Origin of the sequence: Bradyrhizobium sp. RT6a, from assembly GCF_040547675.1 — a bacterium.
Taxonomy (GTDB): domain Bacteria; phylum Pseudomonadota; class Alphaproteobacteria; order Rhizobiales; family Xanthobacteraceae; genus Bradyrhizobium.
Window position 1 is genome coordinate 164,516 of record NZ_JBEPQC010000011.1, and the last position, 17,494, is coordinate 182,009.

General features: G+C 64.9%; 19 protein-coding genes. 10 read left to right on the forward strand and 9 right to left on the reverse strand.

Translation table 11 applies throughout. The features are described from left to right. Positions 1–4: 4 nt before the first annotated feature. Genes ABIC03_RS36085 through ABIC03_RS36095 form a run of 3 tightly spaced genes read right to left on the reverse strand, consistent with a single transcriptional unit; the run spans position 5 to position 2,176 of the window. Entirely contained in the window at positions 5–736 is a 732-nt protein-coding gene (locus tag ABIC03_RS36085; protein WP_063993772.1) for an amino acid ABC transporter ATP-binding protein, read from the reverse strand. Further along, positions 733–1,386 (reverse strand): amino acid ABC transporter permease, encoded by a 654-nt coding sequence (locus ABIC03_RS36090; RefSeq protein WP_007600584.1) that lies wholly within the window; start codon positions 1,384–1,386, stop codon positions 733–735. The genes ABIC03_RS36085 and ABIC03_RS36090 overlap by 4 nt, the downstream gene beginning before the upstream one ends. Before the next feature lie 31 nt (positions 1,387–1,417). After that, positions 1,418–2,176, reverse strand: a complete 759-nt coding sequence (locus ABIC03_RS36095; RefSeq protein ID WP_354065305.1) for an ABC transporter substrate-binding protein — start codon at positions 2,174–2,176, stop codon at positions 1,418–1,420. 180 nt (positions 2,177–2,356) lie between these two features. Between ABIC03_RS36095 and ABIC03_RS36100 the strand changes: the two genes are divergently transcribed. Beyond that, complete coding sequence (locus ABIC03_RS36100; RefSeq protein WP_354065307.1) at positions 2,357–3,031, forward strand: helix-turn-helix domain-containing protein; 675 nt, start codon at positions 2,357–2,359, stop codon at positions 3,029–3,031. A 117-nt stretch (positions 3,032–3,148) separates the two neighbouring features. On the opposite strand, the gene ABIC03_RS36105 is transcribed toward ABIC03_RS36100, so the two are convergent. Together ABIC03_RS36105 and aptA are read right to left on the reverse strand one after the other, a co-directional pair. Then, positions 3,149–4,414: a D-amino acid dehydrogenase gene (locus ABIC03_RS36105; protein WP_354065309.1), complete on the reverse strand. Its 1,266-nt coding sequence runs from the start codon at positions 4,412–4,414 to the stop codon at positions 3,149–3,151. Between the two features lie 70 nt (positions 4,415–4,484). Next, positions 4,485–5,813, reverse strand: coding sequence for an omega-aminotransferase AptA (gene aptA / locus ABIC03_RS36110; RefSeq protein WP_018455698.1), 1,329 nt, complete (start codon positions 5,811–5,813; stop codon positions 4,485–4,487). A 149-nt stretch (positions 5,814–5,962) separates the two neighbouring features. Here aptA and ABIC03_RS36115 point away from each other — a divergent pair, with 149 nt between their 5' ends. Continuing rightward, positions 5,963–6,511, forward strand: a complete 549-nt coding sequence (locus ABIC03_RS36115; RefSeq protein WP_007606338.1) for a cupin domain-containing protein — start codon at positions 5,963–5,965, stop codon at positions 6,509–6,511. 140 nt (positions 6,512–6,651) lie between these two features. Then, on the forward strand, positions 6,652–6,804 hold the full coding sequence (locus ABIC03_RS36120; protein ID WP_167552259.1) for a hypothetical protein: 153 nt from the start codon (positions 6,652–6,654) through the stop codon (positions 6,802–6,804). Between the two features lie 41 nt (positions 6,805–6,845). Here the strand turns inward: ABIC03_RS36120 and ABIC03_RS36125 are convergent, their stop codons facing one another. The 3 genes from ABIC03_RS36125 to ABIC03_RS36135 are packed head-to-tail and all read right to left on the reverse strand — an operon-like array spanning position 6,846 to position 10,643. Then, the gene (locus ABIC03_RS36125) at positions 6,846–9,101 is read right to left on the reverse strand and encodes a xanthine dehydrogenase family protein molybdopterin-binding subunit (protein WP_354065312.1); all 2,256 of its coding nucleotides are present in this window, start codon (positions 9,099–9,101) and stop codon (positions 6,846–6,848) included. After that, positions 9,088–10,149 carry an FAD binding domain-containing protein gene (locus ABIC03_RS36130; RefSeq protein WP_354065314.1) on the reverse strand — a complete coding sequence of 354 codons (1,062 nt, stop codon included), beginning with the start codon at positions 10,147–10,149 and terminating at the stop codon, positions 9,088–9,090. Before ABIC03_RS36130 ends, ABIC03_RS36125 begins: the two co-directional genes overlap by 14 nt. Continuing rightward, complete coding sequence (locus ABIC03_RS36135; RefSeq protein ID WP_354065316.1) at positions 10,146–10,643, reverse strand: (2Fe-2S)-binding protein; 498 nt, start codon at positions 10,641–10,643, stop codon at positions 10,146–10,148. Before ABIC03_RS36135 ends, ABIC03_RS36130 begins: the two co-directional genes overlap by 4 nt. A gap of 240 nt (positions 10,644–10,883) precedes the next feature. On the opposite strand from ABIC03_RS36135, the gene ABIC03_RS36140 reads away from it, so the two are divergent. Then, positions 10,884–11,525, forward strand: coding sequence for a TetR/AcrR family transcriptional regulator (locus tag ABIC03_RS36140; protein ID WP_354065351.1), 642 nt, complete (start codon positions 10,884–10,886; stop codon positions 11,523–11,525). Positions 11,526–11,578: 53 nt separating this feature from the next. Beyond that, positions 11,579–11,986, forward strand: a complete 408-nt coding sequence (locus ABIC03_RS36145; protein WP_354065318.1) for a DUF4864 domain-containing protein — start codon at positions 11,579–11,581, stop codon at positions 11,984–11,986. Here ABIC03_RS36145 and ABIC03_RS36150 read toward each other — a convergent pair. Then, positions 11,983–13,248 carry an MFS transporter gene (locus ABIC03_RS36150; protein WP_275172196.1) on the reverse strand — a complete coding sequence of 422 codons (1,266 nt, stop codon included), beginning with the start codon at positions 13,246–13,248 and terminating at the stop codon, positions 11,983–11,985. The genes ABIC03_RS36145 and ABIC03_RS36150 overlap by 4 nt on opposite strands. A gap of 151 nt (positions 13,249–13,399) precedes the next feature. Here ABIC03_RS36150 and ABIC03_RS36155 point away from each other — a divergent pair, with 151 nt between their 5' ends. The 5 genes from ABIC03_RS36155 to ABIC03_RS36175 all read left to right on the forward strand — a co-directional run bounded on the left by ABIC03_RS36155 (position 13,400) and on the right by ABIC03_RS36175 (position 17,480). Beyond that, positions 13,400–13,843: a hypothetical protein gene (locus ABIC03_RS36155; protein ID WP_354065320.1), complete on the forward strand. Its 444-nt coding sequence runs from the start codon at positions 13,400–13,402 to the stop codon at positions 13,841–13,843. Positions 13,844–13,922: 79 nt separating this feature from the next. Next, positions 13,923–14,207: a hypothetical protein gene (locus tag ABIC03_RS36160; RefSeq protein WP_354065322.1), complete on the forward strand. Its 285-nt coding sequence runs from the start codon at positions 13,923–13,925 to the stop codon at positions 14,205–14,207. 9 nt (positions 14,208–14,216) lie between these two features. Then, positions 14,217–15,638, forward strand: a complete 1,422-nt coding sequence (locus ABIC03_RS36165; RefSeq protein ID WP_354065324.1) for a TolC family protein — start codon at positions 14,217–14,219, stop codon at positions 15,636–15,638. Positions 15,639–15,651: 13 nt separating this feature from the next. Beyond that, complete coding sequence (locus tag ABIC03_RS36170; protein WP_354065326.1) at positions 15,652–16,989, forward strand: copper oxidase; 1,338 nt, start codon at positions 15,652–15,654, stop codon at positions 16,987–16,989. A 35-nt stretch (positions 16,990–17,024) separates the two neighbouring features. Continuing rightward, the gene (locus tag ABIC03_RS36175; RefSeq protein ID WP_354065328.1) at positions 17,025–17,480 is read left to right on the forward strand and encodes a cupredoxin domain-containing protein; all 456 of its coding nucleotides are present in this window, start codon (positions 17,025–17,027) and stop codon (positions 17,478–17,480) included. Positions 17,481–17,494 lie beyond the last annotated feature (14 nt).

Sequence of the window (17,494 nt, forward strand, 5' to 3'; positions counted from 1 at the left end):
CCAGTCAGAGCGGATGCAGCACGCGGCGCAAAAAGTCCTGCGTCCGCGCGTGCTGCGGTTGGTTGAGCACCGATTTCGCCGGTCCCTGCTCGACGATGACGCCGCCGTCGATGAACAGCACACGGTCGGCGACGTCGCGGGCAAAGCCCATCTCATGGGTGACGACGACCATGGTCATGCCGTCGTCGGCGAGCTTGCGCATCACGCCGAGAACGTCGCCGACCAATTCAGGATCGAGCGCCGAGGTCGGCTCGTCGAACAGGATGGCCTTGGGTTGCATCGCCAGCGCCCGCGCGATCGCGACGCGTTGCTGCTGGCCGCCGGAGAGCTGCGGCGGATGTTCGTTGGCTTTCTCGGCAAGGCCTACCTGGGCGAGCAGCGCGCGGCCACGCTCGAATGCGGCAGCGCGCGGCTCCTTCTTCACATAGAGCGGACCTTCGACCACGTTCTCCAGCACTGTCCGGTGCGGAAACAAATTGAAGCGCTGGAACACCATCGAGACCTGGGTGCGGATTTTCACGATCGACGGAGCGTCGCGGTCGACCTTCAATCCTTCGACGCTGATCTCGCCGCGGTCATAGCTTTCGAGCCCGTTGATACAGCGCAAAATGGTAGACTTGCCGGAGCCGGAGGGGCCGACGATGCAGACCACCTCGCCCTTCTGCACGGACGCCGTGATGCCCTTGAGCACCTCGTTCTCGCCAAAGCTCTTGTGGACGTCGGTCAGCTCGATCATTTCTTGCCGGCCCGCTTCTCGAAGTGACGGACCAGCAGGATCAGCGGAATGCTCATGGTGAGATACATCAGCGCAACCATCGTAAACACGTTGGTGTTCTTGAAGGTCGATGACGCGATCAGCTTGCCCTGAAGGGCGAGCTCGGCGACCGTGATGGTCGAAGCCTGCGAGGAATCCTTCAGCATCATGATCATGACATTGCCATAGGGCGGCAGCACGATGCGCACCGCCTGCGGCAGCACGACCCGGCGCATGGTCAGCCACCAGCCCATGCCGATTGATTGCGCCGCCTCGATCTGGCCCTTGTCGATCGCCTCGATGCCGGCGCGGAAATTTTCCGCCTGATAGGCCGAGTAGGCGATGCCGAGCCCGAGGATCGCGGCCTGCAACGCGCTGAGCGTGACGCCGAGATCGGGCATCACGAAGTAGAGGTAGAACAACAGCACGATGATCGGAATGCCGCGGATCACATTGATCAGGCTGGCGCTGAGCAGCGACAGGACGCGGATGCCGGAGACCCGCATCATCGCCCAGACGAGGCCAAGCACCGTCGACAGCAGCAGCGAGCCGATGGTGACGACGATCGTCAGCACGACGCCGCTCATCAGGATCGGGAAGAATTCGGCCGCGTCGTGCCAGAAGCCCTTCATCAATCAGCTTTCATCGATCGGCGTCTGGCGATCAACCCTGTGCCTTCAGGCCCCATTTATCGAGGATCTTGTCGATGGTGCCGTTGGCCTTCAGCTTGGCGAGCGAGGCGTTGATCTTGCCGAGCAGCGCGGTCTCACCCTTGCGCACGCCGATGCCGACCGAGCCGACGGTGACGGGCTTATAGCCGTCGACCAGGCGCACCTCGGGAAAGCCGCCCTGCTTTAGATTGTAGGCGAGGATCGGATAGTCGGCGTAACCGGCCTTGAGGCGGCCGGTGTTCACGTCGCGCAGGATGTCGGGGATGGTGTCGTAGGCCTTGACGTCGGCGAACAGGCCGGACTTCTTCAGCGCGTCGACGAAGGCGGTGCCGACCTGGGCGCCGACCGTCTCGCCCTTCAGATCGTCCTGGGTGGCGTAGGCCTTGGTATCGCTCTTGGGGACCACGAGGCCTTCGCCATAGGTGTAGATCGGATCGGAGAAGTCGACGACCTCCTTGCGCGGCGCCGTGATGAACATCGCGGCCGCGATGATGTCGATCTTGCTCGATGTCAGCGACGGAATCAGCGCCGAGAACTGCATCGGCTCGATCTGCACGTTGAAGCCGGCATCCTTGCCCACTTCAGTGACAAGATCGACCATGATGCCCTGGATGCTATTGGTCTTGGTGTCGAGGAACGTGAACGGAATGCCTGTCGGCGTCGAACCGACCTTCAGCACTTGCTGCGCCGAAGCCGGCGCTGCTGCGGCAATCGCGAGTGCCGCGACCGCGGCCAGACCAAAACGCTTCATCGCATCCCCCTTGGGCCCGGCCGATGGCAGCGCTCGCAGATATCGTCATCGCAGACGTTGCGGGCCAAGCCGTTTCGGCCTAGTTTCACCAGTATGAAAATTTGGTCACATTTTCGCGGGTGATGCAAGCGGTTTTCATGCACATGAAGGAAGCGGTTTGACGTGAGCGGTGGCAAAAGAATGCGCAGACCGGCCGCCGCAAAGCGGGTGAAGAAGGTGCAGATAAAGGTGAAGGTGAAAGCCAGCGCCAGCACCAGGACTATTGCGAAAGCGGCCGAGCCGGCGATGGATGTCGCGGTCGGCCGCCGCGTTCGCGATCTCAGGCGGATCAGGCAATTCTCGCTCGAGACGGTCGCTGCGCGCACGGATCTCTCGATCGGCTTCCTCAGCCAGATCGAGCGCGGCCTGTCGTCGCCGTCGCTGCGCGTGCTGGCCACGCTCGCCGACGTGCTCGGCGTCGGCATCGCCGCGCTGTTCGGCGCGAGCCCGAATGCCGACGGTGCATCCGATCAAATCGTCACGCGAGGGCTGCAGCGGCCCGAACTGAAGCTCTGGCGCACCGGCGTGTCGAAGCAATTGCTGAGCCCCGCCAGCACCGACAACCGGCTCAACCTGTTCCTGGTACATCTGGAGCCCGGCGGCTCCACCGGCGACGAGCTCTATACCCATGACGGCGAGGAAGCCGGCCTCGTGCTCGAAGGCGAGATGATGCTGACAGTGGACAGCGAGACATGGTCGCTGAAGACCGGCGACAGTTTTCGGTTTGCCAGCCGGAGGCCGCACCGGTTTTCAAATCCGGCTGAGGATGCCAAGGCGGTGGTGCTGTGGGTGAATTGCGTGACGGGGACGGGGTAGTGCAGCCCGTCATTCCGGGGCGATGCGCAGCATCGAACTATGGTGCGCGATTGCGCACCTGAGAATCTCGAGATTCGGGGTTCGTCTCTTCGAGACGCCCCGGAATGACGGCCTCACTTAGCCAAACCGGTACTTGTACCGATCCACCGTCAACGCACTCACATCAATGTCCGGCTTCTTGCCCGACAGCATGTCGGCGAGCACGCGGCCGGAGCCGCAGGACATGGTCCAGCCTAGCGTGCCGTGGCCGGTGTTGAGGTGAAGGTTGGCGTACTGCGTCGGGCCGATCACGGGCGGTCCGTCCGGCGTCATCGGACGCAGGCCACTCCAGAACGTCGCCTTGGAGAGGTCGCCGCCGCGCGGGAACAGATCGGTCAGGGAGTGATCGAGCGTCGCGCGGCGCGCATCGTAGAGCTGGCTCGAAAAGCCGGAGATCTCGGCGGTGCCGCCGACGCGGATGCGATTGCCGAGGCGCGTGATCGCGACTTTATAGCTCTCGTCCATCACGGTCGATTCCGGCGCGCCGGAAGCGTCCTTGATCGGCACAGTGATCGAATAGCCCTTCACGGGATAGACCGGCAGCGAAATATCGAGCGGCGCGACCAGCCGCGACGACCAGCTTCCGAGCGCGAGCACGTAAGCGTCTGCCTGCAACATGCCGGCACTGGTCGCGACACCGCTGACGCGCGCGCCGTCGGTGACGATGCGGTCGATGCCGGTGTTGAACATGAAGCGCACGCCAAGCGCTTCGGCGTGCTTGGCCAGCGCCTGCGTGAACATGTGACAATCGCCGGTCTCGTCCTGCGGCAGGCGGAGTCCGCCCGCGAACTTCTCCTTCACGCCCGCCAGCGCCGGCTCGGCCGCGATGCAGCCCTCTCGGCTCAGCACCTCGAACGGCACGCCGTACTCCTTGAGCACGGCGATGTCCTCACCGGTGCCGTCGAGCTGAGCCTGGTAGCGGAACAGCTGCAGCGTGCCCTGCGAGCGCTCGTCATACTGGATGCCGATGTCGCGGCGCAGGTCGCGCAGGCAATCGCGGCTATATTCCGCGATCGGAATCATCCGGCTCTTGTTGATCGCGTAGCGTTCGCTGGTGCAATTGCGCAGCATCTTGAGCAGCCAGACCCACATCACGGGATCGAGCTTCGGCCGGATCACCAGCGGGCCGTGTTTCATCAGCAGCCATTTGACCGCCTTCACCGGGACGCCGGGACCGGCCCAGGGCGAGGAATAGCCGGGCGACACTTCGCCGGCATTGGCAAAGGAGGTCTCGAGCGCCGGTTCGGGCTGACGGTCGACAACCGTCACCTCATGGCCGGCACGCGCGAGGTAGTAGGCAGAGGTGACACCGATGACACCGCTGCCGAGGATCAGAACTTTCACGCTTCGTCAAACTCCCGCGGCATCACGCTCGCCGCTGCAAGAGGAAACTCCGCAACGGCGAGAGCAATTATCAGGCCACCCGCTTGATGGCGTCGCCGAGGATCGACACGATATCGTCGATGTGGCTCTTCTCGACGATGAGCGGAGGCGACAGCGCAAAGCTATCGCCGCTCATGCGGAAGTACAGCCCGCGATTGAAGCAGTCGACCATGACGTCGTAGCCACGCACGCCGACCGTACCGTCACGCGGCGACAGCTCGACCGCGCCCATCAGGCCGCAATTGCGGATGTCGACGACGTTGGGCAGGCCCTTCAGCGAATGCAGCGCGTCGCGCCAGTATTCGGAGATCGACGCACCGCGCGTCAGCAGGCCTTCGTCCTTGTAGATGTCGAGCGTGGCGATGCCCGCAGCGCAGGCGACCGGATGCGCCGAATAAGTGTAGCCGTGGAACAGCTCCATCGCGTTCTCCGGGCCGACCATCAGGCCGTCATGCACCTTTCGGCTCGCAAACACGGCGCCGCAGGGAACGGTGCCGTTGGTGATGCCCTTGGCCGTCGTCATCATATCAGGCGTGACGCCGAAGAAGTTGGCGGCGAACGGCGTGCCGAGGCGACCGAAGCCGGTGATGACCTCGTCGAAGATCAGGAGAATGCCGTGCTTGTCGCATATCTCGCGCAGGCGCTGGAGATAGCCCTTCGGCGGCGGCAACACCGCGGTCGAGCCCGGCACTGGCTCGACGATGACGGCAGCGATGGTCTCGGCGCCGTGCAGGGCCACCAACCGCTCGAGATCATCGGCGAGCTCGGCGCCATGCTCGGGCTGATCCTTGGCGAAGGCGTTGCGGGTGAGATCATGGGTGTGGCGGATGTGGTCGACGCCCGGCAGCAGGGTGGCGAAGGCGCGGCGGTTGGCGACCATGCCGCCGACCGAGGTGCCGCCGAAGCCGACGCCGTGATAGCCGCGCTCGCGGCCGATCAGGCGGGTGCGGCTCGCCTGGCCGTTGGCGCGGTGATAGGCGAGCGCGATCTTCAGTGCGGTGTCGACCGACTCTGAGCCGGAATTGGTGAAGAAGATCCGATCGAGGCCCTTCGGTGCGATCTCGGCCAGACGCTCGGCGAAGTCGAATGCCAGCGGATGGCCCATCTGGAACGACGGTGCGAAGTCCAGCGTCATTAGCTGGCGCTCGACGGCGGCGGCGATCTGCTTGCGGCCGTGGCCGGCATTGACGCACCAGAGGCCAGCGGAGGCGTCGATCACCTTGCGGCCGTCGACGGTGGTGTAATGCATGCCCTCGGCCGAGGAGAACAGGCGCGGCGCCTTCTTGAACTGCCGGTTGGCCGTGAACGGCATCCAGAACGAGTCGGTCTTGATGGTGTTCGGAATCTGATGAAGGGTCACGGGCCACGCTCCTTTGCTGACCTGCTACCAGAGGCACGGCTTGAAAAGCGCAACAAGTCCTTTTCTGATGAGCTGCAAGCCATTGATTTGACTGGGGCTGCCGGTCCATATTTGCGCGATCCGCAACACCTGCAACACGGGACAGGGACATGAGCGTCGATATCGGTGGACGGCTGCGATTCATCCGGGCGCGCCAGAAGCTGTCGCAGCGCGAACTCGCCAAACGCGCCGGCGTCACCAATTCGACGATTTCGCTGATCGAATCCAACCAGATGAACCCGTCCGTGGGAGCGCTCAAGCGCATCCTCGACGGCATCCCGATGGGGCTCGCCGAGTTCTTCGCGCTGGAGCCGGAGAGCCGGCGAAAGATATTCTACCGCGGTGAGGAGCTGACCGAGGTCGGCAAGAAGCCGATCTCGTATCGGCAAGTAGGCGACAATCTGTTCGGTCGCAGCCTGCAGATCCTGAAGGAGCGCTACGAGCCCGGCAGCGACACCGGGCGCGTTCACCTCGTCCATGACGGCGAGGAAGGCGGCATCGTGATCTCGGGAAAGCTCGAAGTCACCGTCGAGGACGAGCGCCGCATCCTCAATCCGGGCGATGCCTACTACTTCGAGAGCCGTCGCCCGCATCGCTTCCGCTGCGTCGGCGGCAAGCCGTGCGAGGTGATCTCGGCCTGCACACCGCCGACGTTTTGAAGTTGTCCGCAATCCTACGGAGCCACCGGTATCTTACGGAACTTGAGCCCTCTCAATTTCCGCGGCCTGATCCTCTATATGTTTCGAGCCATAGCCAAGCAGCCTCCGGCTTCCGGAGCCGCTTCGTAACAGGGCTCGCTATGAAGATCACGCTCGCAAATGCAGAGGCTGCACTCGATGAAGTGCAGCGCGACAGCGACAAGCTCCATTCGGAGGAGCTGCGCAAGGCCATCGCGAACTACATCGAATCGCAGCGAGAAGCGCTCAAGGCTCTTCGCAAGAAGCTGCACTAGCACGCGGGGGCGAGAAGGCCTCGCCCGCCGCGGCCTCAAAGCTACTTCAACAACTCCTCAATCCGGATCGGGAAACGGCGCACACGCACACCGGTCGCATGCCACACCGCGTTGGCGACCGCGCCTGCGCTGCCGGTGATGCCGATCTCGCCGACACCCTTGATGCCGAGCGCGTTCACGTGCGGATCGTGCTCCTCGACCGTGATCACGTCGAGCGGCGGCACGTCGGCATTCACCGGGATATGGTACTCGCCGAGGTTGGCGTTCATGATCCTTCCGGTGCGGCGGTCGGTGATGGCTTCCTCGTGCAAGGCGAAGGACAGGCCCCAGATCATGCCACCGAACAGCTGGCTCTGCACCATGCGCGGGTTGACGATGCGTCCCGCCGCGAAGGCGCCGACCATGCGGGTGACGCGGATCTGGCCGAGCTCGGGATCGACCTTCACCTCCGCGAATACCGCGCCATGGGCGTGCATCGCATACTCCTCCATCGCCGCCGGATTCGGCGCGCCGGTGCCGCGCGCCTCGACCTCGGCGACGCCGGCGCGCGCGAGAATCTCGGCATAGCTTTCGCCGCGGCTCTCGTCGTCGCGACGGATCAACCTGCCATCGCGCGCGATCACGCCGGCGTTGCCGGCGCCGAACAGCGGAGAGCGCTCGTCGCTGGTGGCGAGATCGGCGAGTTTCGCAATCACGGCCGCGCCTGCGCTGTGGATCGCAGCACCCGCGGTTGCCGTGTGTGCTGAGCCGCCGGCAATGCCGGCATCGGGCAGGTCGGATGACCCCGCCTTGAACTCGACGCGGTCGATCTCGAGCCCGAGTTCGTCGGCCGCGATCTGGGCCAGCGCCGTCCAGGCGCCCTGCCCCATGTCATGCGCGCCGATCTCCATGGCACCGGAGCCGTCGCGGCGAAGCACGGCACGCGCTTCGGCCTGGAACATCAATGCCGGGAACGTCGCAGTGCCCATGCCCCAACCGACCAAAAGGCCGGCATCGTCGCGCATCTGCCGCGGCTGGAGCGGTCGCTTCGCCCAGCCGAAGCGCGCCGCGCCCTGCTCGTAGCAGGCACGCAATGCCTTGGACGAGAACGGCTTGCCGGTGATCGGCTCGACCTCGGCATAGTTCTTCAGACGAAAGGCGAGCGGATCGATGCCGCAGGCCCAGGCCATCTCGTCGATCGCGCTCTCCAGCGCGATCGAGCCGGTCGCCTCGCCGGGCGCACGCATGAACAGCGGCGTGCCGGTGTTGACGCGCACGGCATCGTGCGAGGTGCGGATCGCAGGCGCCGCATAGAGCGTATGCGAGGCATCGGCCGCGGGCTCGTAGAAATCATCGAACGTGCTCGACACGGTCCTCGCATGGTGATCGAGCGCGGTCAGGCGCCCCTCGCCATCGGTGCCGATGCGCAGCCGCTGCCGCGTCGGCGCGCGATGGCCGACCGGGCCGTACATCTGCTCGCGCCGCAGCACCAGCTTGACCGGCTTGCCGACGAGCTTGGCCGCCATGATGCCGAGGACCGGAGGACCGGCCATGAGCCCCTTCGAGCCGAACCCGCCGCCGAGGAACGGGCTACGGATGTGGATCTTGTCGTGGGCGATGCCGAACAATTCGGCAACACGCGCCAGCGACAGCATGAGACCTTGAGTCGGCATGTCGATCTGCAGACTGTCGCCGTCCCAGGCCGCCACGATCGCATGCGGCTCCATTGCGTTGTGATATTGCGGCGGCGTCTCGTAAACCGAGTCGATCCGCTTGTCGGCAGACGCAAGTCCCGCCTCGACATCGCCGCGGTGATTTTCCGTCGGGTTGCCGACGCCGACGACCGGCGGCACGAAGCTTTCACCCGCATCGAGGCCGATGAGCGCGGGCAGCGTCTCGTAGCGCGGCGCCAGCAGTGCCGCGCCTTCCGTCGCCGCCTCCAGCGTCTCGGCGATCACGACGGCGATGGGCTGGTTGGCGTAGCGGACCTCATTGCTCTGCAACACCTCCATCCGGAATACGAATGGATTGGTCTTGATCTCGGGGTCGATCGCGAGCTCGGGCTTGTGGTCCGACGTCATGACGTCGATGACGCCGGGATGGCGCTTGGCAGCAGTGACGTCCAGCGAGGTCACGCGGCCGCGCGAAATGCTGGCGACGGCCATCACCGCAAACAGCATGCTGGGCGGATGGTTGTCAGCGGCGTAGGTCGCCTGGCCCTTGACCTTGAGGACCCCGTCGCGGCGGGTCAGCGGCTGGCCGATGTTCGAGCCGTGGCGCAGATGAGCGGGTGCGCTGGTGAGATTAGGCTCGGGCATGAATGGCTCCGGACGTCGAGGCAAAGGGAGAGGCCGGCAGCGCGGAGATGCGCGCGGGCGTACCGGCGGCGGCGAGGCTCAGCGCGCGCACGACGATGCGGCGCGCGAGCTCGATCTTGAATGCGTTGTCGCCAGACGGTTTTGCGTCGGCGAGCGCGCGCGAGGCGGCTTCCTGGAAAGCGTCCACCGTGGGCGCGACGTTCCTGAGCACGTCCTCCGCAGCGCGGGCACGCCAGGGTTTTGCGGCGACACCGCCGAGCGCAAGCCGCGCCTCCGCGATCTTGCCGTTCTCGATCCGCAGCGCAGCCGCAGACGAGACGACGGCAAACGCGTAGGACGTTCTATCGCGGACCTTGAGATAGCGCGCATGCGCGGCAAAGCCGCGCGCAGCGGGCGGCAGACGCACCGCGACGATGAGATCACCCGGATCGAGCGCCGATTCACGCTCGGGCGCATCGCCTGGCAGGCGATGCAGTTCGTCGAGCGCGATCTCGCGCCGCCCGTTCCTGCCCTCGATCTCAACGATAGCGTCAAGCGCGACCAAGGGCACGCAGAAGTCGGACGGATGCGTGGCGATGCAGTTTTCGCTCCAGCCGAGCACGGCGTGAGTGCGGTTCTCGCCGTCGCGCGCGTCGCAACCGCTGCCAGCCTCGCGCTTGTTGCAGCGGCTCGCCGTATCGTAGAAATACGCACAGCGCGTCCGTTGCAGCAGATTGCCGCCGACGGTCGCGGCGTTGCGCAGTTGCGCGGATGCGCCGGAAAGCAGCGCTTCGGCGACGGCTGGGTAGTCCTTGGCAAAGTCGGCGTCATGCGCGAGATCGGCGTTGCTCACCAGTGCGCCGATACGCACACCACCGTCGGCGAGGCGCCCGATCCGGTCGAGGCCGTCGAGATGGGTGACGTCGACCAGACGATCCGGACGGCTTACGCCGCCCTTCATCAGATCGAGCAGGTTGGTGCCGGCGGCGAGATAGACCGCGCCCGGCTGCGCGGCGGCAGCGACGGCCTCGGCGACCGTGGCGGGCCTGACATAATCAAATTGCTTCATGCGGAGCGCCTCTGAGTGGATTCGTCCATGCCGGCCTGCGCGTCGAGCACGGCATCGACGATGCCGGCATAGGCGCCGCAGCGGCACAGATTGCCGCTCATGCATTCGCGAATGCGCTCGGGATCGTTGCCGGCCTGTGCCTCGCTCATCATGCCGATGGCGCTCATGATCTGGCCGGGGGTGCAGAAGCCGCACTGAAATCCGTCATGGGCGATGAAGGCGGCCTGAACGGGATGAAGCTGGTCGCCGCGCGCCACGCCCTCGATGGTGAGAATGTCGGCGCCGTCATGACTGATGGCAAGCGCGAGACATGAGTTGATGCGCTTGCCGTCAACGAGAATGGTGCAGGCACCGCATTGGCCGCGGTCGCATCCCTTCTTGGTTCCGGTCAGATGGAGGCGCTCACGCAAGAGATCGAGCAGCGTGACGCGCGGATCGTCGAGGACGAAGTCGCGCCGCGCACCGTTCACGGTGAGGCTGATGGAGTGGTTCATACAAGGCTCCGATCAGATATGGACATGAGTCGTCGCGCAGCGCGCCACCGCCGTGGCCGCCGTCGACAAGCGTCGCCCGAATATCATCCGAGCCAACGTCTTCAGCGAAGATACGGAGGCAGCCTCCGCTTAACAAGGGCCGGCGGGAAATATTTGGAATTCGTCAAAAGCCCGTGCGCATCAACGCGATGTAGCCCCGTAAGGGTTCAATCTAACCAATTCGTGATCTACATTGCGTGGATGGACGAGCACACCGACCAGACCCGGAAGCCCCGCGCTGATGCCGTGCGCAATCGCGAGCGCGTGCTCGAGGCGGCCAAGGCCGTGTTCAACGCGGGTGGTCCGGAGGCGAGCCTCGAGGCCGTGGCAAAACGCGCCGGCGTCGGCATCGGCACGCTCTATCGGCATTTCCCGACCCGCGAGGATTTGTTCGAGGCGGTGTACCGGCGCGAGGTCGAGCAGCTCAGCGAGCTCGCCGAGCAGTTGAAGAACGCGAAGGACCCCGTCGACGCGCTGCGGCGCTGGCTGCGCTCAGGGGTCGAATTCGTTGCCACCAAGAAGGGCATGGTGGCAGCCTTGGCACTCGCGGTGCAGAGCGGGTCGGAGTTGCATGCCTTTTCCTTTGAACGCCTGACCAAGGCGATCGGCTCGCTGCTCGATCGCGCAGCCGCGGCCGACGCCATGCGGGCAGACGTCAGCCCCGAGGACTTGCTGCGCGCGTTCTTCGGCATGTGCTACATGCACGACCAGCCCGGTTGGCAATCCTCGGTGCTGCGAATGCTCGACGTGTTCGTTGACGGGCTGCGGGTGCAGCCTGTCATGAAAGCCAAGGTCCGCGCGGCCGCCAAGCCCGCGAAGCCGGCTGCAAAGCGGAAGCGATAGCCCGCGAGATGTGCTAGGATCGGCGCCGCCGGGATTTCAACGCGGAGCCTGTCATGCGCATCGCCGCCTTGCTGGTCTTTCTCAGTGTCGCCTTCGGTCCCGTCTCAGCACGGGCCAACGATGTCGCGACGGCACAGGGCGTCATCCGCGCCCAACAGCAGGCATTCGGCCGCGACGACGCGAGCGCGGCCTATTCCTACGCCGCGCCGGCGATCCGGGAGATCTTCCCCACGCCCGAGATCTTCATGTCCATGGTGCAAAACGGCTATCCGCCGGTCTACCGGCACAAGAGCTTTGAATTTGGCGACAGCAAAAGCGACGGCAGCCGAATTGCCCAGCACGTCCATATCATCGATGCCAATGGCGAGGCCTGGGAAGCCCTCTACACGCTCGAGCAGCAGGCAGACGGCAGCTACAAGATCACGGGTTGTTCGCTGCTGAAGGCGGGACAGGCAGTCTAGGTCGCAAAACCCGGACCGGTCCTGACGGCATTCATCCGCGACCGGATCAGCAGGGTCAAGACGATGCCGATATTGAGCGCGTTCCACGCCACGCCGTTGGCGAACGCAGCCGCGTAGGAACCTGTCGCGTCGAAGATGACGCCCGAGACCCAGCCGCCGAACGACATGCCGAACACGGACGCGAAGATCACGATGCCGACGCGGGTTGCGGCCTCGCTCGCCGGCATCGCCTCGCGCACGATGATGGCATAGCTCGGCACGATGCCGCCCTGGAACAGGCCGAACATCGCGGAAATCAAATAGAGCGAGGTCAGGCTGTCGAAGAACAGGTAGAATACGAGCGCAAATCCCTGGGCCACCGCACCGATCAGCAGTGTGGGGATGCCGCCGATCTTGTCGGCGAGATAGCCCGAGCCGATCCGGCTGACGATGCCGCAGGCCATCATCAGCGACAACATCTCGGCGCCGCGCGCCACGCCATATCCGAGATCGCCGCAATAGGCGACGATATGCACCTGCGGCATTGCCATGGCGACGCAGCAGGAAATGCTTGCGATCGAGAGCAGCACCGTCAGCGTGTTGGTCGAGAGCTTGAGGTCGACCCGCGGCGGCGCTGCATTGGCATGATCGTGAACCTTGTCGTCGCCCATCTGCGCGCGCAGGACCAGCACCAGGATCGTCATCAGGCTCACGCAGACGAGGCCGATGCCGATGTGCGTGTAACGCCAGCCGATCGTCTGCATGCCCGTGCTCACAAGCGGGGGCCACATCGTGCCGGCGACATAATTGCCGCTCGCGACGATGGTCACGGCCAGGCCGCGATAACGCTCGAACCAGTGCGAGGCCTCCGCCATCAGCGGCGCGAAGGTCGCCGACGTGCCGAGCCCGATCAGGAAATACGCCGCCACGAACTGCCAGAGCTGGGTCGACAGACCCGCCAGCACATTGGCGACGCCGAGAAAGGCGATGCTGATTGCCATCGCCGCCACGATTCCGAACCGATCGGTGATCCGGCCGGCGATGACGCCGCCCAGCCCGAAGCCGAACATCATCAGGGTGAAAGCCAGCGACACCGCGCCGCGCGTGGCGGAGAATTCGGCCTGCACCGCGGGAATCATGACCACGATCGCCCACATGCCGACGCCGCCGATCGAACCGATCACAAGTGCAATAACAAGGCGCATCCAGGCCTGACGCGAATCAGGGGTGAATGCTTCGGGTGTTTGTCCTGATTGATTTGGCGCGTGCACGGGCGGGACCATGGCCCGCGGATCGCCACAGGGTCAAGCATTGTGGCGCGATATTGGGCATGCACGGTGCACTGCGGTAAGAAGGAGCTTGGCGAACGCGCGTTTTGTCACTATTTTGCAAATCAGCGCGTGCAACATGGCCGCGCGAAGAGCAAGTCGGCGAATGTTGCTGCGATTGACACGATCGATGCGGATCAGGGTGGGGCGCTTCATTGCCCTTGCCTATCTGTTCTGCGTGCTCGCGCCGGCAGCAAGCCTCGCTTGGGGTAGCGGTCCAGCACCGTGCCTCGACGACGCGCTCCTCGCCGACCTCGGGCCGGTGCATCACCAGATCCAGGCCGGCCACACGCATGACGGCGCCTCGCATGACCACGCAGGGGCACATGCGCATCACCAGGCCGCCGCGCAGGACGCGCCCGTGCCCGATCATCACGACGGCAAGGGTACGCCGGGACCGTGCTGTGCGATGATGTGCGTGAGCGCGCTGCCTGCCGACCTGCCCAGCGTCGCAAAGCCGCTTCAGCCGGTTTCCGCCTGCTCGCCCGAGATCGTGGCCAGCCTGCACAGCGCGGCACCGCCGCTGCACTACCGCCCTCCCATCGCCTGATCTGACGCGCGACGACGTCAGGCCGAGCGCGCATCTGCGTGCGTGAGCCTGTGGTCTCCAGACAGATCAGGGATGAATCATGCTTACGCTTTCCGAGGCGAAGTCCGCCGCTGCATCCGCAGCGCGGGGGCGACACTTTCGATTCAATTGGCCGCTGCTGGCCGCGACCGCATTGGCGTTGTCCGGCTGCATGCCGGCAACGACACAAATCGCCGGCGCTGATCCTGCCGATCCGGCGGCCAAGGTCGCGCGCGCCGGCTATCATTCGACGATTGCGCCGTACACCAGCCCGCGGCCCGCGACGCCGGCACCATGGCGCGAGCGCAACGAGAGCGTCGCGCCGCAGCCCAAGCAAGACCGGTAGGAGCACGCCATGACAAACCGTCTCGCGCCAAGCCTGCTCGTTCTTGCCTCGCTCGGCTTGTCGGGCTGTGCCGCCCTCTCGCCCGACAGCGGCATGAATGCCGTCTCCGAGCTGACGAGCCAGACCATCAACAAGGATGTCGCTTTCGTGCGAACGGCCGAGGGAGCTGGCGCGGCCGACGCGCGCGTTCGCCAACTGCTCTCGCGAACACTCAGCGTCGAGACCGCCGTGCAGATCGCACTGCTCAACAACAAGGGGCTCCAGGCCGCCTATAACGAGCTGGCGCTGGCCGAGACCGATCTCGTCGAGCAGAGCCTGCCGCCCAATCCCGTGTTCTCGGTCTCGCGGATCTCGGGCAACGGCGCCAGCGAAATCGAGCGTCAAATTGTCGGCGACATCCTCGCGCTCGCCACACTGCCGTTCCGCTCGGAGATCGCGCGCGACCGTTTTCGCCAGGCGCAATTGCGCGCGGGTCTGGCGACGTTGCGGCTTGCCGCCGATGTCCGCCGCGCATATTGGCGCGCCGTTGGCGGCAACGAGATGGTGGTGTTGCTGACGGATGCGAAGGCGACGGCAGAATCGACCGCGCAGCTCGCAGTCAAGCTCGGCGAAACCGGCTCGATCAACAAGCTCGATCAGGCTCGTGAACAGGTGTTTTACGCCGAAACCACCGCCGACCTCGCCACCGCGCGACAGACGACGACGAGCGCGCGCGAAAAGCTCGCGCGCCTGATGGGGCTGTGGGACGGCGGCCTCGACTTCCGTCTGCCCAGTCAATTGCCGCCGCTGCCGCGCCGGCCGCAGGCTTTGCCGTCAATCGAAGCCGACGCGGTCGCCCATCGCATCGACCTTCAGATCGCGCGGCTCGAGCTGACGGCGCTGGCGAAGTCGCTGAATCTCACGGAGGCGACGCGCTTCGTGACACTGCTCGGTCTCGCCGGCATCTCCCGCCGCACCCGGGATCCGGAAGGCCCGCCGTTCCGCGAGCGCGGCTTCGACGTCCAGTTCCAGATCCCGATCTTCGACGGCGGCGAGGTGCGGGTGCGGCAGGCGGCGGAGACCTACAATTTCGCTTTCAATCGGCTGACCGAGCGCGCCGTGAATGTACGCTCCGAGGCGCGCGATGCTTACCGGATCTATCGCTCCGGCTACGACATCGCCAGCCACTATCAGCGCGAGATCATCCCCTTGCGAAAAATCATCACAGAGGAGATGCAGCTCCGCTTCTCCAGCATGCAGGTCGATATTTTCGCGCTGCTCACCGAGGCGCGGCAGCGGCTCGCCTCGCTGCGCGGTGCAATCGATGCCAGGCAAAGATTTTTCCTTGCCCAGTCCGACCTGCAGACCGCCGTTAACGGCGGCGGCGCGCCTGCCGACGGCGACAATTCAACCACTCTCGCCGCGGTAGCGCCTGCCGATGGCGGTCACTGACATGGAGGCCAATATGTTTTCCCGCCGAGGATTTCTGGGCAGCGCCGCGCTCGCCGGCGCATCTGTCGTCAGCGGCCGCGCGCAGGCCGGCTCCATTCCGGAAGCCCCGCACATGGACAAGGTGGTGATGCAGCCGCCGCTGCACCCCATCAGTGGGCCGGACTATCGCCCCGTCGTCACGCTGAACGGCTGGTCGCTGCCGTTCCGCATGAACGGCGACTGGAAGGAATTCCATCTCGTTGCCGAGCCCGTGGTGCGCGAATTCGCCGAGGGCATGAAGGTGAATTTGTGGGGCTATAACGGCCAGTCGCCGGGTCCGACGATCGAGGCCGTCGAGGGCGACAAGGTCCGCATCTTCGTCACCAACAGACTGCCCGAATACACCACCGTGCACTGGCACGGCATGATCATTCCCAGCGGCATGGACGGCGTCGGCGGACTGACCCAGCCGCACATCCAGCCGGGAAAAACCTTCGTCTACGAGTTCGAAATGAAGAAGAGCGGGACCTTCATGTACCACCCGCATTCCGACGAGATGGTGCAGATGGCGATGGGCATGATGGGCATGGTCGTCGTGCATCCGCGCGATCCGAACTTTCGGGCCGTCGACCGCGACTTCGTCTTCGTCATGAGCACCTATCGCGTCGATCCCGGCACGTATCTGCCGCAGGTCAACGAGATGACCGACTTCAACATGTGGACGTGGAATGCGCGGGTGTTTCCCGGCATCGATCCGCTGCCGGTCAGGCTCGGCGACAAGGTGCGCGTGCGCATCGGCAATCTCAGCATGACCAACCATCCGATCCATTTGCACGGCCACAGCTTTGCCGTGACCTGCACCGACGGCGGCTGGATTCCGGAGAGCGCGCAATATCCGGAAACGACCACGGACGTGCCGGTCGGCGCCGTCAGGGTGTTCGACGTGCTCGCCGATAATCCCGGCGACTGGGCGTTCCACTGCCACAAGTCGCATCACACCATGAATGCGATGGGACACGACATGCGCAACATGATCGGGGTGTCGCGCAAGGATCTCGCCAGAGCCGTCGGCAAGCTCGCGCCCGACGGCATGGCGATGGGCTCGACCGGCATGGCGATGGGCAACATGGAGATGCCCGCGCCCGACAACACGCTGCCGATGATGACCGGCACCGGTCAGTTCGGCCCGATCGAGATGGGCGGCATGTTCACGGTGATGAAGATCCGCGAAGGCCTCGCGCGCGACGACTATCGCGATCCCGGCCCCTACCAATTCCCGAAAGGCACAGTCGCCTACGAGATCACGCCGCCGGCCCCGGAGCCCGTGCGGCAACAACCAGCCGGACCGCCGATGAAGAACATGAAGATGTGAGCGTTTCGATGAACCACCACCAACTGGAGATATCAATGAAGACGACGATCAAGCTCGGTCTTGCGCTGGCCGCGCTTTCCACCGCGCCGGCCTTTGCCCACGACCAGCACGGGCACGGCACCTTTTCGGCCGGCGAGCCCGGCGATCCGAAAAAATCCGCGCGCACGATCGAGATCCTCCTGAACGAGATGGACTACACACCCGCCAGGATCGAGGTCAAACGCGGCGAGCAGATCCGCTTCGTGCTGCGCAACGTCGGCAAGGAGGACCATGAATTCCTGCTCGCCACCACAAAGGAGAATCTCGCGCATGCGGTGGAGATGAAAAAGCATCCGCACATGGAGCACGACGATCCCAACGGTGTCAGGCTCGCACCGAGCAAGACCACCGAGATCCTCTGGAAGTTCAGCAAGGCCGGCACGTTCGAATTTTCGTGCCTGATTCCCGACCACCGCGATTACGGCATGGTCGGCCACGTCACCGTAAAGTAACGCAAGGAGGCTCC

What these genes read in the sequence shown, in the direction of transcription:
- ABIC03_RS36130 (WP_354065314.1), bottom strand. Translation starts at nt 10,149, where the DNA reads ATGAAGCAATTTGATTATGTCAGGCCCGCCACGGTCGCCGAGGCCGTC.
- ABIC03_RS36135 (WP_354065316.1), bottom strand. Translation starts at nt 10,643, where the DNA reads ATGAACCACTCCATCAGCCTCACCGTGAACGGTGCGCGGCGCGACTTC.
- ABIC03_RS36095 (WP_354065305.1), bottom strand. Translation starts at nt 2,176, where the DNA reads ATGAAGCGTTTTGGTCTGGCCGCGGTCGCGGCACTCGCGATTGCCGCA.
- ABIC03_RS36150 (WP_275172196.1), bottom strand. Translation starts at nt 13,248, where the DNA reads ATGGTCCCGCCCGTGCACGCGCCAAATCAATCAGGACAAACACCCGAA.
- ABIC03_RS36085 (WP_063993772.1), bottom strand. Translation starts at nt 736, where the DNA reads ATGATCGAGCTGACCGACGTCCACAAGAGCTTTGGCGAGAACGAGGTG.
- ABIC03_RS36170 (WP_354065326.1), top strand. Translation starts at nt 15,652, where the DNA reads ATGTTTTCCCGCCGAGGATTTCTGGGCAGCGCCGCGCTCGCCGGCGCA.
- ABIC03_RS36145 (WP_354065318.1), top strand. Translation starts at nt 11,579, where the DNA reads ATGCGCATCGCCGCCTTGCTGGTCTTTCTCAGTGTCGCCTTCGGTCCC.
- ABIC03_RS36100 (WP_354065307.1), top strand. Translation starts at nt 2,357, where the DNA reads ATGCGCAGACCGGCCGCCGCAAAGCGGGTGAAGAAGGTGCAGATAAAG.
- ABIC03_RS36090 (WP_007600584.1), bottom strand. Translation starts at nt 1,386, where the DNA reads ATGAAGGGCTTCTGGCACGACGCGGCCGAATTCTTCCCGATCCTGATG.
- ABIC03_RS36160 (WP_354065322.1), top strand. Translation starts at nt 13,923, where the DNA reads ATGCTTACGCTTTCCGAGGCGAAGTCCGCCGCTGCATCCGCAGCGCGG.
- ABIC03_RS36140 (WP_354065351.1), top strand. Translation starts at nt 10,884, where the DNA reads ATGGACGAGCACACCGACCAGACCCGGAAGCCCCGCGCTGATGCCGTG.
- ABIC03_RS36115 (WP_007606338.1), top strand. Translation starts at nt 5,963, where the DNA reads ATGAGCGTCGATATCGGTGGACGGCTGCGATTCATCCGGGCGCGCCAG.
- ABIC03_RS36175 (WP_354065328.1), top strand. Translation starts at nt 17,025, where the DNA reads ATGAAGACGACGATCAAGCTCGGTCTTGCGCTGGCCGCGCTTTCCACC.
- ABIC03_RS36125 (WP_354065312.1), bottom strand. Translation starts at nt 9,101, where the DNA reads ATGCCCGAGCCTAATCTCACCAGCGCACCCGCTCATCTGCGCCACGGC.
- ABIC03_RS36120 (WP_167552259.1), top strand. Translation starts at nt 6,652, where the DNA reads ATGAAGATCACGCTCGCAAATGCAGAGGCTGCACTCGATGAAGTGCAG.
- ABIC03_RS36165 (WP_354065324.1), top strand. Translation starts at nt 14,217, where the DNA reads ATGACAAACCGTCTCGCGCCAAGCCTGCTCGTTCTTGCCTCGCTCGGC.
- ABIC03_RS36155 (WP_354065320.1), top strand. Translation starts at nt 13,400, where the DNA reads ATGTTGCTGCGATTGACACGATCGATGCGGATCAGGGTGGGGCGCTTC.